The organism is Bacillus sp. X1(2014), assembly GCF_007678255.1.
In genome coordinates this window covers 1-281 of sequence record NZ_VEED01000079.1, presented here as the reverse complement: position 1 = coordinate 281, position 281 = coordinate 1, and the positions used below count along the sequence as shown (strand labels likewise).

1 protein-coding gene is annotated in these 281 nt (G+C 39.1%); it reads right to left on the bottom strand.

Annotated elements, in window-relative coordinates; genetic code table 11:
* On the bottom strand, positions 1-260 hold a 260-nt coding region (locus FS608_RS29865), incomplete at its 3' end, for a P-loop nucleotide/nucleoside kinase family protein (protein ID WP_144556158.1).
* Between the last annotated feature and the right edge of the window lie 21 nt (positions 261-281).

Genomic DNA, 281 nt, shown 5'->3' with positions numbered 1-281 from the left:
GTATTAGCTGGAAAATCCATCACTACATCTGTACCGACACTTAATATGTTTTGGACATGCTTTTTCACCAACGGCTTGAGCTGCGCTGAGAATTTTAAATAGTCCTCAAATGATGCAATCTGATTGGGATAAAGGGATGAAAGCCATTCATCCTCAGATAACAGTACCGCATGTTTATCTATCGCCAATTGTTTTGATTTAGTTGATTTTCCAGCTCCCATTTTTCCACAGAAAAAGTATAGCGTCCCCAATTGTTTCATATTTTTTAACCCCCCGCGCTT